Genomic DNA, 15703 nt, shown 5'->3' on the forward strand with positions numbered 1-15703 from the left:
CCGCGTTTGAACGGAATAAATGTCGGGAGTGCAGCGTTGTCGCTCACCCAGCCGACGATACCCGTTGCGATGCGGGACTCGAAGTCCATACTACTACTCTCCCGTAGGCGAGACTTAACGATTGCGTGGGACGTGTCCACACAGTCCGAACGAATTCTCGCCGCTATTTAAATACTGAACCTACGGACCGTCGGGACTCGACCACACACGCCGTTGGACCGTCGAAGTCAGGCGGCAGCGCGCGCAAATCTTGCGCGATGGAGCGGCCGCGCTCCCGGCCGTTCGAGGAGCGATCCGCTATTGCTCGCGTCGATCCGCGGATATGTGCACCCAGATGCATTTCGACCCCCTACCGTGCGTGCCCGCACCGGCGATCTGTACACGTACGTGTGTGACTGACTGTCCATGCGGTCCGATTCTCGGAACGTTTTTGCGGTGTCCGCGAGCACCGTTGATATGGCGAACGACGGATCCGAGGGAAGTCCGTTCTCACAGAAGCTGGAGGTATCGGAAGCGCTGACGTTCGACGACGTCCTGTTGCGTCCCAAGGAGAGCCGAGTCGAGCCCGACGAGGCTGACGTCTCCACACGCGTGTCGTCCAACGTCGAGCTGACGATCCCCGTCCTCTCGGCGGCGATGGACACCGTCACCGAGTCCGAGTTGGCGATCTCGATGGCCCGCGAGGGCGGTCTGGGCGTGCTCCACCGCAACATGACCGTCGAGGAGACGGTCGCGGAGGTCGAGCGCGTCAAGCGCGCCGACGAGCTGGTGATCCGCCGCGAGAACGTGGTCACCGCCTCACCCGACCAGCCCGTCCGCGAGGTCGACGCGATGATGGAGCACGAGGGCGTCTCCGGCGCCCCCGTCGTCGACGAGGACGACGCTGTCCTCGGCATCATCTCGGGCACCGACATCCGTCCGTACCTGGAGGTCGGCGAGTCCGACGCCGTCCGCGAGGCGATGACGGACGAGGTCATCACCGCCCCGGAGGATGTCGACGCCCGTGAGGCGCTGGAGCTCATGTACGACCACAAGATCGAGCGCGTTCCGGTCGTCGACGACGACGACCGGCTCGTCGGCCTCGTGACGATGCAGGGGACGCTCGCGCGCCGCGAGCACACCGACGCCGCCCGCGACGAGTCGGGCTCGCTGCTCGTCGGCGTCGCCGTCGGGCCGTTCGAAGAGGAGCGCGCCGTCGCCGCCGACGAGGCCGGCGCGGACGTGTTGTTCATCGACTGCGCGCACGCGCACAACCTCAACGTCCTCGACTCCGCGGAGGCGATCAAAGCCGAGGTCGACGCCGACGTGGTGGTCGGCAACGTCGGCACTCGCGAGGCCGCCGAGGCCGCCGTCGGCTTCGCCGACGGCCTCAAGGTCGGCATCGGGCCGGGCTCCATCTGCACCACGCGCGTCGTGAGCGGCGCGGGGATGCCCCAGATCACCGCCGTCGCGCAGGTGGCCGACGTGGCCGCCCGCGAGGACGTGCCCGTCATCGCCGACGGGGGGATCCGCTACTCCGGCGACGCGATCAAGGCGATCGCCGCCGGCGCCGACGCGGTGATGCTCGGGTCGTACTTCGCGGGCACCGACGAGGCGCCCGGCCGCGTCATCACGATGAACGGCAAGCGCTACAAACAGTACCGCGGCATGGGCTCGGTCGGCGCGATGTCCGAGGGCGGCGGCGACCGCTACCTCAAGGACGCCGAGGAGGACGAGGAGTTCGTCCCCGAGGGGGTCGAGGCCGCGACCCCGTACAAGGGGCCGCTCTCGTCGGAGCTCCACCAGCTCGTCGGCGGCATGCGCTCGGGCATGGGGTACGTCGGCGCCGAGACGCTTCCCGGATTCAAACAACGCGCGGAGTTCGTCCGCGTCTCCCAGGCCGGCCAGACCGAGGGCCACCCCCACGACGTGACCATCACCGACGAGGCGCCGAACTACAGCCCGGAGTAATCGGCGCGGAAACCGACCTCGGCTCGCCTCGGCGACGCGTGCGCCGCCAGTGTAGTGTCTGACGGCCGGTGGACGACGCGTGACCGCTTTCGGACGCGACGGCCGGTAAGCTTTCGATGGCGGTGCCCGTACGTCCCTCCGGTGGCTGGTGGCCACCGCGGACAGTGGGGCACCACGGCAGGCGTGACGCGAACCCGTCACCTGACCCACGCCAATTTTCGACCGGTTCCCCCGTACATCGCATACGGTTAAGTACCCGGCGGTGACAACACCAATTGATGGCCGGACGGCGCCGGTACGCCCGAACGTCCGCGCGACGGAGAGTCGCGGGACCGGTATGCGTCGACGGATACCGTGATGTAGGCCGGTCCGTCACGGACGAAGGACCGCCGAGGGGGGACACAGCATGAGCGAGGACACGGGCACCCGCGCGCCGGACGACCCGGCCGAGCCGCCGGTCGTCCTCGTCGTCGAGGACGAGCCCGACCTCGCGGACCTGTACGCGGCGTGGCTCGACGGCGAATACGACGTTCGCACCGCCTACGGAGGTCAAGCGGCGCTCGACGAACTCGTCCCCGAGATCGACGTGATCCTCCTCGACCGCCGGATGCCCGGACTGTCCGGCGACGAGGTGCTCGAGGAGGCCCGGGACCGCGGGATCGACGCCCGCGTCGCGATGGTCACCGCCGTCGAGCCCGACTTCGACATCATCGAGATGGGGTTCGACGACTACCTCGTCAAGCCCGTCACGCGCGAATCCCTGCTCGACACCGTCGAGGGGTTGTACTCTCGCTCGGCGTACGACTCGCGGGTCCAGGAGTTGTTCGCGGTCTCCTCGAAGATGGCCGTGCTCGAAGCCGAGAAGGGACGAGCGGCGCTGGAGGAGTCCGAGCGGTACGAGTCGCTCGAACGACGGGCGGCGACGCTTCGCGCGGAGCTCGACGAGGAGGTCGCCAGCTTCGGCGACGGCGAGTTCGAACGGGCGTTTCGCGACCTCGACAACGGTGATTCGGTGGACGACGACGACCTCTTCGACGACGACGGCTTCGATGACCTCTGAACGAGGTCGAGTCGCCCGCGTTCGATGGCGTTCCGTTCGAAAATTCGGCGAACGGTGCGTGTCGACTCCGCTAGTGACTGCTACGAGAGGAACCGCTCCAGGCGCGCCATCGCCTCCTTGAGGTCGTCCAGCCCGGTCGCATACGAGATCCTGATGTGGCCCTCGCCGCCCGCGCCAAAGGCGGTCCCGGGGACGGCCGCGACGCCCTCCGCCTCCAGCAGCTCGGTCGCGAACGCGCGGGCGTCGCCGTCGGACGCCACGTCGGCGACGCGGGGGAACGCGTAGAACGCGCCGCCCGGCTCCGCCACCGGGAGGCCGAGCTCGCGCAGCCGCGAGACGACGTACCGACGGCGTCGATCGTACTCCCGCCGCATCTCCTCGACCTCGTCGTCGCACCGATCGATGGCCGCCAGCGCGGCGTGTTGGGCGGTCGTCGGCGCCGACAGCATCGCGTACTGGTGGACCTTCGTCATCGCGTCGATCGCCGCTTCGGGACCCATCGCGTAGCCGAGGCGCAGGCCGGTCATGGCGTACGCCTTCGAGAAGCCGTTGATGACGACCGTGCGCTCGCGCATCCCCGGCCGCGTCGCAACCGACTGGTGGTCCCCGTCGTAGGTGAGCGCGGCGTAGATCTCGTCGGCGACGACGAGCAGGTCGTGCTCGCGGCAGAACGCCGCGACGGCGTCCATCTCGTCGGCGTCCATCGTCGCCCCGGTGGGGTTGTTCGGGTAACAGAGCACGAGCACGTCGGCCTCGTCGACGCCCGCCTCCGACAGCGCTTCCGTCGTGAGTGCCCAGCCGTCCTCGTGGCGGGTGTGCACCGGGAGCGGCTCCCCGCCGGCGAAGCGTACGCCCGGCCCGTAGGAGACGTACGTCGGCGTCGGGAGCGCGACCGTGTCGCCGGGGTTCACGAACGCCCGGAACGCCAGGTCGACCGCCTCTGAGGCGCCGGTCGTCACGAGGACCTCCGAGTCGGGGTCGTACGACTGCCCGTAGCGCGTGACGCGCTCGGCGATCGCCCGCCGGAGGTCGGGCATACCGCGGTTGGCGGTGTAGCTGGTGCGTCCCCGCTCCAGCGACTCGATCGCCGCCGAGCGCGCGGCCCACGGCGCGGTGAAGTCGGGCTCGCCGACGCCCAGCGAGATCACGTCGTCGCGGTTCTCGGCAATCTCGAAGAACTCGCGGATGCCCGACGGCGGCACCGACGCGACGCGATCGGCGGGGCTGAACCGTGATCCCTCGCCCTCGGACGCCTCCGCTCCGCTGGCGGCACCGCCGTCGGTCTCGACGGACCCGCGGCCGGCACCGGTCGGGTCGTCGCCGCCGCGGTCTCGGGCGTCGCTGTCTCGGGGGTCGCCGCCGTTCATGGCGTCACAGAGAGGCGGTCGTCGTCGTCGCGGTCGGTGAAGCTGACGCCCCGTTCCTTGTACGTCTCCATCACGTAGTGGGTGACCGTCTTCGTCACCGCCGGAAGCGGCGCGACCTCCTCGGAGACGAACCCCGACACGTCGCCCATCGACGAGCCGGAGACGTTGACCGCGAAGTCGTAGTCGCCCGACATCAGCCGCAGCGAGTCGACCGCCGGCGACTCCGCGATGCGGCGGGCCACGTCGTCGTAGTCGGTCTCGCGGTCGAGCTCGACGTTCACTTCGACGATGGCGCTGACGCGCTCCTCGTCGACGGCGTCCCAGTCGACGACTGCGGTGTAGCCACGCAGGGCCCCCGACGCCTCCAACTCGGTGAGCCTCTCCTCGACGGTCGCCTCGTCCAGCCCGGTCTGGCGGGCCAGGTCGGCGGTGGACTCGCGTGCGTCGTCGACGAGCGCGTCTAGCAGGGATCGGGTAGCCTCGTCCATACTCCCCGACTCGTACGGCCGGGCAAAGCGGTTTCGCCCGGCGCGATATCAGCGAACACACCGCACGGGTCCCCGTCGGCGACGGCACCGCCGCCGTGTCGAAACCGGGCGGGTCGTCCCGAGTCGGATCCCTGAAGCCGCGGAGCCACACAGGGGCCGTATGAACTACATCGTCTGGTCGGTGGTGGCGCTGGCGGCGTACTCGTTCGTCGCGCCGCTGATGCGGCTGGCGACCGCCGGCGAGGGGGCCATCCCCAGCACCGTCGCCGCATTCGTCGCCAACTCGGTGCTCGTCGTCGCCACGCTCGCGGTCATCGGGTTCACCGGCGACGGCGTCGTCGAGCACCTCACGGACCCGCGGATGGGCTACGTGCTCGCGGCGGGCGCCTGCCTCTCGGTCGGCATCCTCGCGTACTACCGCGCGCTGTCGGTCGGTCGTGTGTCGATCGTCGCCCCGATCTTCGCCATGTTCTTCGTCGCCTCCTCGGCGGTCGGCGTCGTGCTCCTCGACGAACCCGTCACCGCGCGAAAGCTCCTCGGCGTCGGTTTCGCGGTCGTCGCCGTCGTGCTCGTCGCGGGGGAGTGACCGGCGACCCGCGACCGTCTCGGCGGGTACGAACGTTTATCTGGGATACCGACCCAGACGCCCCGAATGTCCAGGTCGCGACCGAGCGCGGGCTCCCCGGGGCGACGCGGTGTCGGTCGCTGGTGGGTCCACCGGCACCTGCTGACCGTCGTCGCCGCCGCGGTCGTCGTCGCAGCTGTCGCCCAGGCGCTCGCCGTCGGCGCCGAGGCGACAGCCGCCGCCGTCGCTCCGACCCCGCTGCGGTCGCTCGGGCTGTCTGTCGCACTCGATCGCGTCGCCGCCGCGGCCGCGTTCACGGCCGCAGTTAGCGGCCTCATCGGGGGTGCGGCCGCCGCCTACGGCGTCTGCGCCGCGATCGTGGGAGTCGCCGCCGCGTAGCCTTTCAGCGACCTTTTGTACGGTCGTGTCGATGGTCGAGACATGACCGAGTTCGAGAAAGACGACAGCGTCGTGCTGCACGATGAGCACAGCGAGTTCGACGGCGAGACCGGCACCGTGACGCAGGTGATGGAGACGATGTTCGGCGACGCGACGTACACTGTCAGCTTCGAGGAGGGCCAAGAGCAGGGCGTCCCGGCCGACCAGTTGACTGCCGCCGACACTGACGCGGACGCCGCCGTCGACGACGAGGAGTAACGCCGTTTCGAGGGGACAACGACGACCAACCCGTCGTCGGCTTCCCGTATCACCGCACGTACGTATCGACTCCCATGCCCGCAGGCATGGCCACGACCCCCACTGACGCCGCGGGTCGGGTCAGGCGCTGTCCGGGACGGGGTCGCGCCACGCGAGCACCGCGAGCGACCCGACGGCCAGCGTGACCCCCGCGGCGGCCAGCGCGACGCCGGGCGAGAAGCGATCCGAGAGAGTGCCGCTGGCCAACTGGAACGGCACGACCGTCACCCCCGAGACCATCGCCATCGCCGACAGCGTCGTCGCGCGCCCGAGCGAGGCGATGCGGTCGTTGACGTAGTTGGCCGCGAACACCGAGGTCGCCTCCGAGAGGCCGCGCACGAGCACGAACGCGGGAAACGCCACCAGCGGAACGGCCCATTGGCCGACGAGCAGCGCCGCCACGACGAACGGCGTCGTCAGGAACCACGCCCGCAGGCCCACGCGATCGCGGAGCCACCCCGCTCGGCCGGTGAGCAGCGCGCCGACGAGGCTGATCCCCGCGTAGTACCAGCCGAGGAACGGCTCGACGCCGCCTGCGACCCCCACGAGCGCCGCGCCCGCGCCGTCGACGGCGACCGCCTCGATGCGCGGCTGGAGAAAAATGAACACGAGGTACGTGACCGCAGAGAACAGCACGTAGTAGTACGGGAGAAACGACCGCAGACGGGGGTCCCGAACTGCGGCTCGGACGGCCTCCAACGCCGCTCGCGGCGTCAGCGGGTCGAACTCGGGTGTCCCGCCCGCGTCGTCGACGGTGAGCAGGACGAGGGCTCCGACGGCGGTGACGCCCGCCGCGACGAGAAACGGCAGGGACAGGTCGATGCCGGCGAGCCATCCGCCGGCGACGGCGCCGCTGACACCGACGGCCAGCGCGACCGACTCGCCGCGGCCCCGGACGGTCGCGAACTCCCGGTCGCCGACCAGCGAGTCGTACAGCCAGGCGTCCTCGCTCCCCGAGCGGAAGGCGTACCCCACCGACCACAGCACGTACAGCGCCAGCAGCGCCGGGAACGTCGTCGAGAACGCGATGCCAGCGAGCGTACCCGCGATGATCGCCGTCCCCACGACGAGGCTCAATCGCCGGCCGATCAGGTCGCCGACGTAGCCCGTCGGCACCTCAGCCACCACGGTCGTCAGGTTGTACGCCGCCTCCAAGATCGCGATCTGGGTGAACGAGAGGCCGACGGAGAGGAAGTAGAGGTACATGATCGGACGGTACAGTTCGACCGCGCGGGTGGCCTTGTAGAGGTAGTAGCGGAAAACGGCCGGCGACATCGCTATGTAGGTGTGCCTATCGGGTAGGAAAACGCTCCGGTCCAGTCCGACCCCTTTTCATCCCGCCGCGCCTACTGGCGACCAACGTGAGCTCCGTTCCCTTCCACTACGTCGATCTGCGGGCCTTCTGCTACGCCACGGAGGACGAAAAGCGCGTGGAGGACGCGCTGCGCACGTTCCTTCCAGAGGAGTTCGATATCGAGCGCGTCGTCAACGCCGGCCACCACGGCGACCGGATCGTCGTGCTCTCGGCGCGCGTCGAGCGCGCCGACGACGTGCGTCACGTCCTCTCGATGCTCTCGGAACTGCCCGAGTGGGACCGCGTGCTCGCCGAACTCGACGAGCGCGTCGACGACAACAACTCGCTGTTCCTCCGGCTCGACAAGCAGGCGGCGTTCACGGGCAGCGCAGAACTCGGACCCGGGATCACCTTCCGCGCGAAGGTGGAGGCGTACCCCGCCAAGCGCGAGAAGGCCGTCAAGAACGCCCGCGAGACGTTCGAGGAACTGGTCGAGGAGGCGGGCGGGGCGGGCGGCTCCGACGGCGAGACGGGCAGATCTGACGGCGAGGCGGCCTAACCGGTCACGCCGAAAGAGGCGAACCGCAGACGGGTCGCCCGCTCAGGGCCACTTGATCGAACAGCCGCGGCTCGGCCCGGGGTCCAGGGCAACGTCCTCGTCCGCGAGCACGGCGTCGATGGCGTCCTCGATGTAGTACTCGGTCGCCTCGTCGTCGGGGTTGAGCGCGTCGTCGAGGCGGCCGTGGTACGCGAGCGTGAACGACCCGTCGCCCTCGGTGCGCAGGAGGAACGGGTCGGGGGTACAGACCGCGCCGTACGCCTCTGCAACCGCGGCGGTCTCGTCGCGGAGGTACGCGTCGTAGGTCACCGCGCCCGACTCGACGTACTCGACCATTCTCTCGAAGGAGTCCTCGGGGTACGCCGCGTCGTCGTTGGGGTTGATCCCGACGACCGCGCAGTCGTCGTATTCGGCGGCGATCCGGTTCAACAGGTCGAACTTCGCCTGTGCGTACGGGCAGTGGTTGCACGTGAACACGACGAGGACGGCGTCGCTGTCGGCGAAGTCCGCGAGCGCGTGCGTCTCGCCGTCGACGCCGGGGAGTTCGAAGTCGGGCACGGCATCGCCGCGCGCGAGGTCGGAGTCGGAGTCGGTCTGGACCATGGCTACTCCGGGGTTGGGGTGGCTCGGAGAAAGTCGTTGGGTCACCGAGGGCGGCGGAAACGATCACGTCGACTCGTTGCCTCGCGCTCTGCGGGCGGGTCGTTTTGATATTCCTCCTACCGCGTCCTCTGAACCGAACGATCTGCTGTCAGGACATCTCGTACCGAGCGATCTGTGCGGATCCACACGTCGGACACTCTTCGGTGGCTCCATCGACAGTGGTACCACACCTGCGACATTCCCAATAGACCTCCGTTCGATTCCTCCATGGAATCAACGTCCGCCAGGGTTGTGTCATTCGGGAATCCCTCCATGAGACCGCCTTAGCTCAAACTGCGGTCACTGTGGCAATATAATTACTGTTCGGCTCCCACACCTTTGGAGTGCTATTTCGTGAAGGAGTAGAGGCTGCTCCGCTCGAGATGCTCTTGTGTCAATTCTACTGCCGAATCGCAGATCGACGCGGATCTAGTACGGGGTAGCTGATGGGTGCGCAGATGCCATGCCGGGTATACCCTCTGTATCTATCGTCCGTCACGGTTTCACAGAGAGACAAGAGCGTGAACTACCCCACCCTACCGCTCGGGTTGACGCCCTCGCGCTTGAGGGTGGGGCTTCCTGTTTCCACGACGCGCTTTGCATCCACAATCGAGGACACAGGGAGCGCAGTCTCCACAGGCGTTGATTCGGAGCGTCCCGCTCCTAACCGCTTTGTGATACCGCGAGAAAGAATGTTCCACGCCGCGTTCGCGTCTCTGTCGGCCTCGAACCTACACGCCGGGCAGGAGTGTTCGCGCACCCACAACGGTTTCTCGGTCGAGACGCCGCAGGACGCACACTCTTTCGTCGTTCCGCGCGGATTCACAGCAACGAAGTGCGTTCCTTCGCGTTCGCACTTGTATTTGAGCATCCGCAGGAACGTCCCCCACGCCGCACCTGCCCGGTTCCGCGAGTTGCCCGGTAGTTCGACCAACCCCTTCGCGTCCAAGTCCTCGACGGCCACGAAGTCGTACTCCCGAGCGTAGTAGTTCGAGAGCTTGTGAAGGAAGTCGCGGCGCTTGTTCTTCAACTCGGCGTGGCGTTCTGCCACGCCCCGACGCTGTTTCTCCCAATTGTCCGACCCGTGCTGTTTCCGCGAGAGGTCGCGCTGTGCGCGTTCCAAACGTTCGCGTTCGTTGGACAGGTCGAGGGATTCGACGGCGGTTCCATCGGTGTCGTGGGCGTACTTGAGAATCCCCACGTCGATACCGACGCAGCTCTTGGGATTCTCCGGCTTCTCCGGCGGGTCCTCGGGCGTCTCGATGTCGAGAATGGCGTACCACTTCCCGGTTGGTTCTTGCTTGACCGTGACGGTCTTAATGTCGGCGTCGTCGGGGAGGTCGCGGTGGAAGGTGAGCGGGATCTCTCCGAGTTTCGAGAGCCACAGTTTACTCCGACCACTCGTGTTCTTGAGCTTGAAGCCGGATTGACTGTAGGTGAAACTGCGGTACTCGCCCGGTGCCTTCCACTTGAGCGTCCCGACGCGGTAGCCGTTCTCTTTGCGCCCTCGTAAAGCTCAATCGCCACTACGAACTCGCCGTCTACCTCAATCCGCCGCCGACGGCGCCGTGTGGAACGGCTGCGCGGCGATGGACTCCCGCAGGCGCGGCAGCGCGTCGCGGCCGTGCTCGTGGGCCGCGGTGACGACGGCGAACACCTCCTCGCGGCTCACCTTCACGCCCTCGCCGGTGACCGCGCGTTCGGGGTGCTCCGACAGTTCCCGGAGCGTCCCCACCGCGAGCAGGTACGGGATCGTCCACGCGGCGAGGGTGTTCCCCTCGACCAGCGGGACGCGTTCGAGGTACGTCTGCGCGCCGTCGAGGAAGCCGCGGGCGTAGCCCGCCGTCCGCGAGACGACGCTGGCGGTGCCCTCGCAGTACTCGGGCGCGACGACCTCGTCCTGCGGGACGCCCTCCTCGTCGAGCCACTCGGCGGGGAGGTAGACGTTGTTCTCCTCGGTGTAGTCGTCGTGCACGTCTTTCGCAACGTTGACCAGTTGGAGCAGGAGGCCGAATTCCTCGGCGACCTCGTATAGGCGGTCGGCGCGCTCGTCGTCGACGGTGCCCAGGGTCGTGATGAGGTTCGTGATGAGGGTGCCGACGGTGCCGGCGACGTAGTAGCAGTACTCCTCCAGTTCTCCCTTCGTCTCGATGCGGAGGCCGCCCTCGTCGGCGTAGCGCTCGACGAAGTCGGCCATGCCGGTGGCCATCTCGCGGGCCGGCGGAACGACCGCGCGGCGCACCTCCGGCGGGAGGCCCTCGAAGGTGGCGAACACGCGGTCGACTTCGGCGACGACCTCCCAGTCAGCCGAGCGCTCCGACTCGGGAGGGAGATGCGGGCCGACCGAGGCGCGGAAGTCGCCGGCGTCCGCGCCGTCGTCGGGGTCGAGGGCGGCGTCGAACTCCCGGAGGAGGGCGGCCTGCTCATCGGGAGCGATGTGGTCGGCGTCCTCGACGGTGTCGGCGATCCGGCAGACGAGGTAGCCGAGACAGATGTACGACGACATGGGCTCGTCGAGGGTGTCGACGGTCAGCGCGAAGGTGCGCGAGACGCCCTGGACGGCCTCGTGGCACCACGCGAGGTCGGCGTCGGGGTGGGTCGCGGCGGGGCGATCGGCGTCGGGCATTCAGTTGGAGTGGCCTATGGCAGGAGGGTTAAAAAGTACTGTGTGGTGCGTGTCGCTGTCCTGTCACGGGATCGGCGCGTCGATTCGCGGCACCGATCCCGCCGCCGCCACCGACACTGCAAAGATTGAAGCCGCGGAACTCACAGGAACGACCATGGACTTCGGGCTGACCACCGAGCAACGACAGATCCGCGACATGGTCGCGGAGTTCGCCGACGAGGAGATCGTGCCGCGCGCCGCCGAGATCGACGAGGAGGACGAGTTCCCCCGCGACATCGTCGACCAGATGGCCGAGCTCGGCCTGATGGGGATGCCGTTTCCGGAGGAGTACGGCGGCGCCGACCTCGATTACCACAGCTACGCGCTCGGGCTCTCGGAGATCGCGCGCGGCTCGGGGGGCCTCGGCACCGTCGTCGCCGCGCACATCTCGCTGGCGGGCAACATGCTGTACGCCTTCGGCGACGAGGAGCAGAAACAGGCGTACCTCACCCCGCTCGCCGAGGGGCGCGACATCGGCGCGTTCGCGCTCTCGGAGGCGGGCGCCGGGTCGGACGTGCCCGCGATGGAGACGACCGCGGAGAAGGACGGCGACGGCTACGTCGTCAACGGCGGGAAGCTGTGGATCTCCAACGGCTCGGTCGCCGACACCGTCACCCTGTTCGCGAAGACCGACCCCGACGCCGGCAACAAGGGGATCTCCTCGTTCGTCGTGCGCCCCGAGGAGGACGACGGCTTCATCGTCGAGGGAACCGAGCACAAGCTCGGCGACAAGGGGTGTCCCACCGCCGAACTCCGCTTCGACGACCTGTACCTCCCCGCCGAGCGCCTGCTCGGTGAGGAGGGCGACGGCTTCGTACAGGCGCTGAAGACGCTCAACGGCGGCCGGATCACCATCGCCGCCCGCGGTGTCGGCATCGCGCGTGCGTCGCTGGAGGCGGCCGCCGAGTACGCCACCGAGCGCGACCAGTTCGGCGGCCCGATCTCGCAGTTCCAGGCGATACAACACAAGATCGCGGACATGGACACGAAGCTGCAGGCCGCCGAACTGCTCATGCACAAGGCCGCCGACCTGAAGATCAAAGGCGAGCCGTTCATCAAGGAGGCCGCGCAGGCGAAGCTGTACGCCAGCGAGATCAGTCGCGAGGTCGCCAACGAGGCGATCCAGATCCACGGCGGCTACGGCTACACGAAGGACTTCCCCGTCGAGCGGTTCTACCGAGACGCGAAGCTCAACGAGATCTACGAGGGCACCAGCGAGATCCTGCGCAACACTATCGCTCAGCAGGTACTGGACAAGTAACGACGCGCGAAGCGAACGCGGACCCGAACCGACGGGCTTCCGGCTCAGTCGTCGCCCAAGGTCGCGGCGCCCTCCGCAGGCGTGTTGAGTTCCACCCCACCCGACAGGTCGCGTTGGGGGAACGGGATCTCGATTCCCTCCTCGTCGAACCGTTCCTTCACGTTCGTCACGTACTCCCCGCGGATCTTCACGAAGTCCGCCCGCGAGGGGTTCCCGATCCAGATGCGGCTCTTGAGACCGACGTAGCTGTCTGCCAGTTCCGTGAGCCGGACCGACGGAGCCGGGTCCGAGAGGATATCCGGGTGGCGCTCGGCCTCCTCGACGATGATCTCGGTGGCGTGCTCGATGTCGTCGCCGTAGCCGATGCCGAACAGGAACTGCAGGCGGAGCGTATCCTTCGCGACGGGATTTTTGATCACGCCGTCGGTGAGCTGCGAGTTCGGGACCGTCAGTAGCTCGTTGTCGAAGGTGCGGACGCGCGAGACGCGAAAGGAGATGTCCTCGACGATGCCTGAGTGGCCGTCCCACTCGATCCAGTCGCCGATGCGGAACGGGCGGTCGGTGAAGATGAAGATGCCCGCGACGAAGTTCTTGATCACGTCCTGCATCGCGAAGCCGATTGCGAGCGTCGCCGCGGCGGCGATCGTCGCCAGCGACTGGAGGAAGTCGCCGTAGCCCGCCAGGCCGAAGCCGACGGCGATACCGGCGAACACGACGACGACGTTCGCGACCTTCTTGAGCGGCCGCTTGGCGTGGGTCTCCAGCCCGCGGGCGTCGAGCACGCGGTCGAGTAGCGGCCGGACGAACGTCCGACCGAGCACGACGAACGCCGCCACGACGACGAGGAACGTGATCGCCGCCCCGAGGGGACCCGCCAACCCGGTCGGGACGCCGAGGCTCGCGAGCAGATCGGCGACGGGCGCGGACGCCGTTGATGACCCTCCGTCTCCGGGCGCCGGCGTGGCCGTCTTGAGGACCGGTGCGACCCCCGCGAGGGTCATCTGTGCAGCACCGCGGTGTGACCGCGCGTCTCCACGAGGTCCGCCGACACCCGATCGGCCAGCTCCGTCGCCAGTTCGTCCACGTCGGTGCCGGCCTGCGCCGAGCGGTGGAACTTCACTTTCACGAGGTCGCGGTTCGTCAACTGGTCGTCGAGTTCGTCGACGACCGGAGAGAGGCCCTTCTTCCCGACCCAGACGGTCACGTCGAGATCGTGGGCCTGTTTGCGGAGATCCTGGTCAGACATACGCCCCGCTAGCCGTGGACGCGGTTTGAAGGTTCTCGTTTGCGGCGTCGCCGCCCGCCGTGCCCGTCAGTCGCCGTACGGGTACCGCTCGGTCGCGCCGCAGGCACACCGGATCGCGACGTGGCTCCCCTCTCGCAGGCGCACGCGTGCGGTGCGGCCGGGGATGAGATACGCGTCGCACGCGTCGCAGGTGAAGCGGTCGAACCGTGCGGGGAGCCCGCAGCGGTGCCGCTCGGCGATCCGCCGGGCGAGCCTGACGGCCTCACGGGCGCGCTCCTCCTCGCCGGCGCGCGCGGCCTCGCGGGCGAACTCGGCGAGGCGGTCGATCCGCTCTGCTGCGATCTGTGCGTCGTTCATCGGGCGCGTTGATCGGTACTCGACGGCCGCGGCGGATAGCGGTTTCGGGTGGATCACGCCGGCGCGGACGCCCCCGCGGGTCAGTCGTCGGTCGCCGTCTCGACCGCGGCCTCGGTCGCGTCGCCGCGCGCGCCGTTCTCGCGCGGCGTCACGGACCGCTCCAGCCACAACAGCGTCGCAACGACCAGTCCGCACACCGCGATCAGCGTCGGCCACAGCAGGCCGGAAAAACCGTGATCGAAGAACAGCCCGCCCGCGAACGACCCCAGGCCGATGCCGAGGCGCTTGGCGACCTCCAGCATCGAAAGCTGGGTGCCGCGCTCGGCGGCGCTGCCGAGGTCCGACATCAGCGCGGACGCCAGCGGCGAGTGGAGGATCTCCCCCACCGTCCCGAAAAAGAGGTGCCCGCCGACCAGCGCGACGCCGAGCACCACCGTCGGCGCGGCGAGACCCGCGTGTCCGGATACCGAGATGAGGTCAGCGCCCCACGCCGCCAGCATCGCGACCGCCCAGAAGCACGCCGACGCGGCGAGCCCGCGGGTGCGCCGCCAGCCGCCGACGGCATCGACCAGCGGGATCTGGAGGATCACGACGGTGAGGGGGTTCACGACGTACAGCGTGCCCAGTTGGGCGGCGGTGAGCACCAGCTCCTCCGTGGCGACGATCGGGAGTGTCGTCTGCATCTGCGCGTACATGACCGCGAAGCCGACGTTGACGCCCGCAAGCGCGAGCACCCGCGGCCGGGTGGCCGCGCGCCACCACGCTGCGAGCGCGCCACGTCCCGCGTCGCCCTCGCCGTCCGACTCCTCCCCCTCGCCGGCCGCGCTCGCCGTCCGTTCGTCGGCCACCTCACCGGCGGCGACGCGTGGCACGAACAGGAGGATCACCAACGCGACGACCGCCGAGGTGGCGCCGTCGGCGACGAAGACGGCGACGGAGGCAACCGAGTACAGCGCCCCGCCGGCGACGAAGCCGGCGCCGAAGCCGACGTTGTTCGCGACCTTCAGGAGGGCGTAGCCGCGGTCGCGCTCGGCGGCGTCGGTGAGGTCGGCGGTCATCGCGTGGCTCGCCGGCGTGTACAGCCCGCGGACGAACCCCGACGCGACGCAGACCCCGACGAACGCGACGCCGAGCGCCGAGACGCCGGTGGCGGCGGGGACCGCCGTCGGGACGACGCCGACGATCTCGGGCACGAACGCGAACGCCGCGAGCGCAACCGCCGACAGCGCCATCGAGGCGACCATCACGGGCTTGCGTCCGATCACGTCCGAAAGGAGCCCGCCGGCGGCCGTACCCGCGGCGGTGGTGACGCTCTTGGCGCCCAGCCCGAGGCCGACGACCGACAGCGCAATGCCGACCCGCAGGTGAAAGTGGACCGTCGCGAACGGATAGACGAGGCCGCCGCCGAAGACGTTGATCAGTTGGCCCAGCGCGACGACGTAGACGGCGCGGTCGAAGCCGCGGACGGCGTCGAGCGACGGACGCTGCACGCGCCGCCGTTCGGTGAGCGGGGTGGTGAACCGTGCGGTTCCGCGCCGGCGACCCGGCGGCGG

Annotated in this window: 16 protein-coding genes and 1 pseudogene; 7 read left to right on the top strand and 10 right to left on the bottom strand. The window is 68.8% G+C overall.

From position 1 onward, the window contains the following. Positions 1-456: 456 nt before the first annotated feature. Together guaB and BUE16_RS09845 are read left to right on the top strand one after the other, a co-directional pair. Positions 457-1950: an IMP dehydrogenase gene (gene guaB, locus BUE16_RS09840; protein WP_073309157.1), complete on the top strand. Its 1494-nt coding sequence runs from the start codon at positions 457-459 to the stop codon at positions 1948-1950. A 406-nt stretch (positions 1951-2356) separates the two neighbouring features. After that, complete coding sequence (locus tag BUE16_RS09845; RefSeq protein ID WP_073309159.1) at positions 2357-3010, top strand: response regulator transcription factor; 654 nt, start codon at positions 2357-2359, stop codon at positions 3008-3010. 80 nt (positions 3011-3090) lie between these two features. On the opposite strand, the gene BUE16_RS09850 is transcribed toward BUE16_RS09845, so the two are convergent. Together BUE16_RS09850 and BUE16_RS09855 are read right to left on the bottom strand one after the other, a co-directional pair. After that, positions 3091-4377: a pyridoxal phosphate-dependent aminotransferase gene (locus BUE16_RS09850; protein ID WP_079991593.1), complete on the bottom strand. Its 1287-nt coding sequence runs from the start codon at positions 4375-4377 to the stop codon at positions 3091-3093. Beyond that, positions 4374-4865 (bottom strand): Lrp/AsnC family transcriptional regulator, encoded by a 492-nt coding sequence (locus BUE16_RS09855; RefSeq protein ID WP_073309161.1) that lies wholly within the window; start codon positions 4863-4865, stop codon positions 4374-4376. The genes BUE16_RS09850 and BUE16_RS09855 overlap by 4 nt, the downstream gene beginning before the upstream one ends. Positions 4866-5025: 160 nt before the next feature. On the opposite strand from BUE16_RS09855, the gene BUE16_RS09860 reads away from it, so the two are divergent. The 3 genes from BUE16_RS09860 to BUE16_RS09870 all read left to right on the top strand — a co-directional run bounded on the left by BUE16_RS09860 (position 5026) and on the right by BUE16_RS09870 (position 6087). Beyond that, positions 5026-5451, top strand: a complete 426-nt coding sequence (locus BUE16_RS09860) for an EamA family transporter (RefSeq protein ID WP_073309164.1) — start codon at positions 5026-5028, stop codon at positions 5449-5451. A 66-nt stretch (positions 5452-5517) separates the two neighbouring features. Then, positions 5518-5829 (top strand): hypothetical protein, encoded by a 312-nt coding sequence (locus BUE16_RS09865; RefSeq protein WP_073309166.1) that lies wholly within the window; start codon positions 5518-5520, stop codon positions 5827-5829. 42 nt (positions 5830-5871) lie between these two features. Continuing rightward, positions 5872-6087 (top strand): DUF1918 domain-containing protein, encoded by a 216-nt coding sequence (locus BUE16_RS09870; protein WP_073309169.1) that lies wholly within the window; start codon positions 5872-5874, stop codon positions 6085-6087. Positions 6088-6207: 120 nt separating this feature from the next. Here the strand turns inward: BUE16_RS09870 and BUE16_RS09875 are convergent, their stop codons facing one another. Continuing rightward, on the bottom strand, positions 6208-7401 hold the full coding sequence (locus BUE16_RS09875; protein ID WP_073309171.1) for an MFS transporter: 1194 nt from the start codon (positions 7399-7401) through the stop codon (positions 6208-6210). A gap of 86 nt (positions 7402-7487) precedes the next feature. Between BUE16_RS09875 and BUE16_RS09880 the strand changes: the two genes are divergently transcribed. Then, positions 7488-7979, top strand: a complete 492-nt coding sequence (locus BUE16_RS09880; RefSeq protein WP_073309173.1) for an RNA-binding protein — start codon at positions 7488-7490, stop codon at positions 7977-7979. 42 nt (positions 7980-8021) lie between these two features. Here BUE16_RS09880 and BUE16_RS09885 read toward each other — a convergent pair whose 3' ends face one another. From BUE16_RS09885 to BUE16_RS09895, 3 genes and pseudogenes are all read right to left on the bottom strand, one after another. Next, positions 8022-8582, bottom strand: a complete 561-nt coding sequence (locus BUE16_RS09885) for a thioredoxin family protein (protein ID WP_073309175.1) — start codon at positions 8580-8582, stop codon at positions 8022-8024. A gap of 565 nt (positions 8583-9147) precedes the next feature. Then, a pseudogene (locus tag BUE16_RS09890) lies at positions 9148-10134 on the bottom strand (RNA-guided endonuclease InsQ/TnpB family protein); the annotation flags it as partial. A 33-nt stretch (positions 10135-10167) separates the two neighbouring features. Next, positions 10168-11247, bottom strand: a complete 1080-nt coding sequence (locus tag BUE16_RS09895; protein WP_073309177.1) for a phytoene/squalene synthase family protein — start codon at positions 11245-11247, stop codon at positions 10168-10170. Between the two features lie 154 nt (positions 11248-11401). On the opposite strand from BUE16_RS09895, the gene BUE16_RS09900 reads away from it, so the two are divergent. Further along, on the top strand, positions 11402-12547 hold the full coding sequence (locus BUE16_RS09900; protein WP_073309594.1) for an acyl-CoA dehydrogenase: 1146 nt from the start codon (positions 11402-11404) through the stop codon (positions 12545-12547). 44 nt (positions 12548-12591) lie between these two features. Here the strand turns inward: BUE16_RS09900 and BUE16_RS09905 are convergent, their stop codons facing one another. The 4 genes from BUE16_RS09905 to BUE16_RS09920 all read right to left on the bottom strand — a co-directional run bounded on the left by BUE16_RS09905 (position 12592) and on the right by BUE16_RS09920 (position 15640). Beyond that, entirely contained in the window at positions 12592-13548 is a 957-nt protein-coding gene (locus BUE16_RS09905) for a mechanosensitive ion channel family protein (RefSeq protein WP_079991594.1), read from the bottom strand. Then, positions 13545-13793 (bottom strand): YhbY family RNA-binding protein, encoded by a 249-nt coding sequence (locus BUE16_RS09910; protein ID WP_073309179.1) that lies wholly within the window; start codon positions 13791-13793, stop codon positions 13545-13547. Before BUE16_RS09910 ends, BUE16_RS09905 begins: the two co-directional genes overlap by 4 nt. Positions 13794-13859: 66 nt before the next feature. Next, positions 13860-14150 carry a ribonuclease P protein component 4 gene (locus BUE16_RS09915; protein WP_073309598.1) on the bottom strand — a complete coding sequence of 97 codons (291 nt, stop codon included), beginning with the start codon at positions 14148-14150 and terminating at the stop codon, positions 13860-13862. An 80-nt stretch (positions 14151-14230) separates the two neighbouring features. Beyond that, on the bottom strand, positions 14231-15640 hold the full coding sequence (locus BUE16_RS09920) for an MFS transporter (protein WP_073309182.1): 1410 nt from the start codon (positions 15638-15640) through the stop codon (positions 14231-14233). Between the last annotated feature and the right edge of the window lie 63 nt (positions 15641-15703).

The organism is Halobaculum gomorrense, assembly GCF_900129775.1.
Taxonomy (GTDB): domain Archaea; phylum Halobacteriota; class Halobacteria; order Halobacteriales; family Haloferacaceae; genus Halobaculum; species Halobaculum gomorrense.